Here is a 5,515-nt window from a genome sequence, read left to right as displayed (position 1 = left end):
CGGCGCGCGTCACCTGCACCGCCGACGTGAGCCTCGGCAACGTCGAGGTGCTCCGCCGCGTCACGCGGCCCGGCGACGGCGTCATCATCACGCCGCCGGTCTACCACCCGTTCTTCGACCTGCTGCCGGCGGGCGCGGCGAGGGCGGCCTGGAACCACTCGTGCTCGTCGGACGAGTGGTTGGGCACGAGGTCGATGATGACGCGGATGCCGCGAGCGTGCGCCTCGGCGAGCATCGTGTCGAAGTCGGCGAGCGTCCCGAACCGCGGGTCGACGTCGCAGTAGTCGGCGACGTCGTAGCCGGCGTCGCGCTGGGGCGACGTGTAGAAGGGAGAGAGCCAGATGGCGTCGATGCCGAGGTCCTGCAGGTCGCCGAGCCGGCTGGTGATGCCGGCGAGGTCGCCCATGCCGTCGCCGTTGGCGTCGGCGAAGGACCGGGGATAGATCTGGTAGATCGCGGCAGTGCGCCACCACTCGGAAGTCATGACGGAAACTGTACGTCATCTCGATACATCATGGAAACGCTTGCAGCATCGCCCCATCACAGAATGGTCACGAAGCGGTATCAATGGGGGATGCCGGGTTTGGTAATGCCCGTTACGCAAGGTATACCTGTAATCGCTTGCACAATTGCGAGCACTTTCATACGGAAGAACGGCCTTTCGGGCACGGTGCGCGGTTCCGGCAACGGAACGGGGAACACAGCTCCCTCACCAGGCGAAGGCGCCGACTCCACGCACACTGAGAAGGGCACACCAATGAGGGTGAACACGAAGAGCCTCCTCGCTGCCGGGGCCGTCGCGGTCGTCGCGACGCTCGGCCTGGCGAGCTGCTCGTCCGGCGACAGCGGTTCCGAGGGCGACGCCTCGTCGAGCGGCACGCTGACCGTCTGGGTCGACGCCGAGCGCGTCGACGCGCTGAAGGGCGCGGCCGAGGCCTACACCGACAAGACCGGTGTCAAGGTCGACCTCGTCGGCAAGGACAACGCCGACATCAAGGACGACTTCATCCAGCAGGTCCCCACCGGCAAGGGCCCCGACATCACCATGGGCGCGCACGACTGGCTGGGCGAGCTCTCGACCAACGGCGTCGTGGCTCCCATCGAGCTGGGTGACTCCGCGGGTGACTACCTCCCCGTCGCGATCGACGCGTCGACCTACGAGGGCACCACGTACATGCTCCCCTACGCGGTCGAGAACATCGCCGTGCTGCGCAACGCCGACCTCGTCCCCGAGCCGGCCACGAGCTTCGACGACATGATCGCCAAGGGCCAGGCCGCCGGCCTCACGCAGCCCTTCGTGGTGGAGCAGGGTGCCGAGGGCAACCCCTACCACCTGTACCCGTTCCAGACCGCATTCGGCGCTCCGGTGTTCGGCAGCGGCGCTGAGGGCTACGACCCCACCGACCTGCAGCTCGGGAACTCGGGCGGCGAGCAGTTCGCCACGTGGCTCGGCAGCCAGGGCAAGAACGGCACCGGCGTCTTCAACACCGACATCGACGGTGACATCGCCAAGCAGGCGTTCATCGACGGCACGGCCGCCTTCTGGCTGACCGGCCCGTGGAACGTGGGCTCGGCCATCGACGCCGGCGTCAACGTCGCCATCGACACCGTGCCCAGCCCGACCGCCGAGGTCGCCTCGCCGTTCGCCGGCGTGAAGGGCTTCTTCGTCTCGGCCGAGTCGAAGAACAAGGTCGCCGCGAACGACTTCCTCGTGAACTACATCGGCACCGAGGACGTGCAGCTGGAGCTCTTCGAGGCGGGCAACGTGCTGCCCGCCCTCTCGGCCGCCGCTGAGACCGCGTCGGAGGACCCGATCGTCGCCGGGTTCGCCGCGGTCGGCGCCGAGGCCGTGCCGATGCCCGCCATCCCCGCCATGGGTTCCGTGTGGCAGTACTGGGGCATCGCCGAGGCCGACATCATCAACGGTGCCGACCCCGTCGCGACGTGGCAGAAGCTCACGTCCGACGTCCAGGCCGCCATCAAGTAAGCACCGAGAGACTCCGGGTCGGATGCCGCTGCGGCATCCGACCCGGAGCGCTCACGTTTCCGACGAGAAGAGCCGCAGGATGAGCACCACGATCGACGACGAGGTCGCAGCGGAGACACCGCAGCAGCCGCCCACGAAGAAGCAGCGACGCGCGGCGAGCATCGCCGACGCGGCATCCGTCGGAGTGAAGATGCTCCTGCTGAAGATCGTGCTGCTCGGCGTCGTCGACGCGATCGCGGTGTACGCCGTGCTCGTGCTCGCGACGCATGACCAGTGGCTCATCGCGGCGATCGTGGCCGTCGTGGCCATCGCCGTCAACTGGATCTACTTCTCGCGTCGCAAGCTCCCGCCGAAGTACCTCACGCCGGGTGTCATCTTCCTCGTGCTGTTCCAGGTCTTCGTGCTCGTCTACACCGGCTACATCGCGTTCACGAACTACGGCACCGGCCACAACGGCTCGAAGGAGCAGGCCGTCGCATCCCTGATGGCCTCGTCGCTCGAGCGCGTCGAGGACTCGCCCGCGTACCCGATCACCGTGGTCGACCGCCTGGGCACGCTCGGCCTGCTCGCCACCGACCCCGACGGCGACGCGTTCGTCGGCACCAACGACCAGCCGCTCGAGCCCGTCGACGCCGAGATGGAGGGCGGCAAGGCCGTCGCCGCCGACGGCTGGACGTCGCTGAGCTTCGCCGACGTGCTCGCCCGCACCGACGAGATCACCGAGCTCGCCGTGCCCTTCTCCGACGACCCGAACGACGGTGCGCTGCGCACGCCCGATGGCTCGAATGCCTACCAGTACGTCTCGACCCTCGAGTACGACGCGGCGGCAGGCACGATGACCGATGTCACGACGGGCACCGTCTACTCCGACATCGGGACCGGCGCGTTCACGTCGGAGGACGGCGACGAACTCCTCCCCGGCTGGCAGATCACCGTCGGCTTCGACAACTTCGTGCGCGCGGTGACCGACCCGCGCCTCGCGCAGCCGCTCGTCTACGTCACGCTCTGGACCTTCGCGTTCGCGCTCATCTCGGTCGCGTCGACGTTCTTCCTCGGGCTGTTCCTCGCGATCGTGTTCAACGACATGCGCATGCGCGGCCGCAAGGTCTACCGCGTGCTGATGATCCTTCCGTATGCGATCCCGTCGTTCCTCTCGGCGCTGATCTGGGCGGGCATGATGAACGAGAGCTTCGGGTTCATCAACCAGGTGCTGCTCGGCGGGGCCGAGATCCCATGGCTCACCGACCCATGGCTGGCCAAGGTCTCGGTGCTCATCGTCAACCTGTGGCTCGGCTTCCCCTACATGTTCCTCGTGTGCATGGGTGCGCTGCAGTCCATCCCCGACGAGCTGCAGGAGGCCGCGACGGTCGACGGCGCCAAGCCGTGGGCGGTGTTCCGGCTCATCAAGCTCCCGCTGCTGCTCGTGACCGTGGCGCCGCTGCTCATCGCGTCGTTCGCGTTCAACTTCAACAACTTCAACGTGATCTACATGCTCACCGACGGCGGGCCACGCGACTCGAACGCGCCCATCCCCGTGGGCTTCACCGACCTGCTGATCACCATGGTCTACAAGGTGGCCTTCACTGGCCAGTCGCGTGACTACGGCCTGGCGAGTGCGTACTCCATCATCATCTTCATCATCGTGGCCGTGATCGCGATCATCGCCTTCCGTCGCACCAAGACCCTCGAGGAGCTGAACTGATGGCCACCAAGAACAACCGTTCCTGGGTGGAAGCACCCGTCGTCGAGTCCGAGATCCTCGCCGCCGCCCTCGATGCCGAGTCGCGGCGCCATGAGCGCCCGTACGTGCCGCCGAAGCGCCCGTTCAACTTCGGCCGCTGGTTCGGGGCGACGGGATGGCGCCATGTCGTGGGGCTGGTGGTCGTCGTGTTCGCGCTGTTCCCCATCGTCTTCGTGATCTCGTCGTCGCTGAATCCGCAGGGCACGCTCACCGGCTCGAACGCGCTGTTCTCCCAGTTCGGCCTCGAGAGCTACGCACGGATCCTCACCGACCCGCAGGTGCCGTATCCGCAGTGGTTCGCCAACACGCTCCTCGTGGCGTCCATCACCGCGATCGGCACCGTGTTCCTCGGCGGCCTCGCTGCCTACTCGTTCTCGCGGATGCGGTTCACGGGCCGTCGCTTCGGGCTCATCTCGATCGTCGTCGTGCAGATGTTCCCGCAGATGCTCGCCGTCGTGGCGATCTTCCTGCTCATGAGCTCGATCTCCGACTGGTTCCCCGCGATCGGCCTGAACACGCACATCGGCCTCATCATGGTGTACCTCGGTGGCGCGCTCGGCGTGAACACGTTCCTCATGTACGGCTTCTTCAACACCATTCCGGCATCGATCGACGAGGCAGCCAAGATCGACGGCGCGGGCCACGCACGCATCTTCTTCACGATCATCCTGCGGCTCGCCGCGCCGATCCTCGCGGTGGTCGCCCTGCTGTCGTTCATCTTCACGGTCAACGAGTTCGCGGTGGCATCCGGTGGCATCGGCGGCAATCACGACCTGGTACGGGAGTTCTGGCCCGAGCGCATGGGCGTCGCGCCGGAGCGACTGCTCTCGGGGGTTCCCGCGCATGTCGACGGCCGGATGCTGCCCATCGCCGAACGCGCGGGCGCCCGACTCGTGAACGGCGATCGCATGTGGCACTACACCGAGGGCATCACGAACTGGGATCCGGTGTGGCCCGAGCACGGCATCCGCATCCTGCCCGGTCCCTCGTCACTGTGGTTCGATGCCGAGGGCCGGCGGCTTCCGGTGCCGCTGTTCCCGGGGTTCGACACCCTGGGCACGCTGGAGCACATCGTGGCCACGGGGCACGCCCACTCGTGGTTCGTACTGACGCAGAAGATCATCGAGAAGGAGTTCGCGCTCTCGGGCAGCGAGCAGAATCCCGACCTCACCGGCAAGGACCTGAAGCTCCTCGCCGACCGGCTCGGGTCGGGCGCGCCCGGACCCGTCGAGGCCTTCAAGCAGCACGGCGTCGACTTCGTGGTCGCCGACACGCTGCCCGAGCTCTTCGACGGCATGCGGGCGATCTCCCCCGAGGTGCCGATCGACACCGACAACATCGAGCGCGAGATCGTGGCGCGCGACCGCGAGCTCGAGAACGAGTTCTCGAAGGACCTGCAGCTCACCGCCGTGCGAGGGGCCCGCAAGTACCGGGGCGACAAGCTCATCCGGGTGGCGACGCCGCACCGGATCCTCGACCCGAAGGCCGGCCCGCTCATCGCCGTGAAGCTGCACGTGCTCACGCGGAAGAGCCTCGGCGGCATCCAGACCGACCTCGATTCGCGCGCGCTCGCGTCCGACGGCGCGGTCGTGCCCGGGCTCTACGCGGTCGGCGAGGCCGCGGGGTTCGGCGGCGGCGGCGTGCACGGGTACCGTGCGCTCGAGGGCACCTTCCTCGGCGGATGCCTCTTCACCGGCCGCGCGGCCGGGCGGGCGATCGCCCGGGGCTGAGCACCGCCGCTGCGGTCCGGCGCGTCGGCGCCGGGCCGGCGTCGCCTCAGCCGTCCA

Annotated in this window: 3 protein-coding genes and 1 pseudogene; 3 read left to right on the top strand and 1 reads right to left on the bottom strand. The window is 67.8% G+C overall.

Going from position 1 to position 5,515, the window contains the following annotated elements:
- Positions 1–121: 121 nt before the first annotated feature.
- A pseudogene (locus tag GH736_RS16195) lies at positions 122–484 on the bottom strand (alpha-amylase family glycosyl hydrolase); the annotation flags it as partial.
- A gap of 273 nt (positions 485–757) precedes the next feature.
- Between GH736_RS16195 and GH736_RS16190 the strand changes: the two are divergent.
- The 3 genes from GH736_RS16190 to GH736_RS16180 all read left to right on the top strand — a co-directional run bounded on the left by GH736_RS16190 (position 758) and on the right by GH736_RS16180 (position 5,458).
- Positions 758–1,987: a sugar ABC transporter substrate-binding protein gene (locus GH736_RS16190; RefSeq protein ID WP_159605172.1), complete on the top strand. Its 1,230-nt coding sequence runs from the start codon at positions 758–760 to the stop codon at positions 1,985–1,987.
- Positions 1,988–2,066: 79 nt separating this feature from the next.
- Complete coding sequence (locus GH736_RS16185; protein ID WP_159605170.1) at positions 2,067–3,689, top strand: ABC transporter permease subunit; 1,623 nt, start codon at positions 2,067–2,069, stop codon at positions 3,687–3,689.
- Positions 3,689–5,458 carry an FAD-binding dehydrogenase gene (locus GH736_RS16180; RefSeq protein WP_159605168.1) on the top strand — a complete coding sequence of 590 codons (1,770 nt, stop codon included), beginning with the start codon at positions 3,689–3,691 and terminating at the stop codon, positions 5,456–5,458. The genes GH736_RS16185 and GH736_RS16180 overlap by 1 nt, the downstream gene beginning before the upstream one ends.
- Positions 5,459–5,515: the final 57 nt, after the last annotated feature.

This window comes from Agromyces humi, assembly GCF_009720255.1.
In the GTDB taxonomy this organism is placed as follows: domain Bacteria; phylum Actinomycetota; class Actinomycetes; order Actinomycetales; family Microbacteriaceae; genus Agromyces; species Agromyces humi.
The sequence above is the reverse complement of the archived record's forward strand: the minus strand, read 5'-3'. Positions and strand labels throughout refer to the sequence as shown.

Bases quoted from the DNA above. Each gene is read 5' to 3' on its own strand.
- GH736_RS16190 (WP_159605172.1), top strand. From the start codon at position 758: ATGAGGGTGAACACGAAGAGCCTCCTCGCTGCCGGGGCCGTCGCGGTC.
- GH736_RS16185 (WP_159605170.1), top strand. From the start codon at position 2,067: ATGAGCACCACGATCGACGACGAGGTCGCAGCGGAGACACCGCAGCAG.
- GH736_RS16180 (WP_159605168.1), top strand. From the start codon at position 3,689: ATGGCCACCAAGAACAACCGTTCCTGGGTGGAAGCACCCGTCGTCGAG.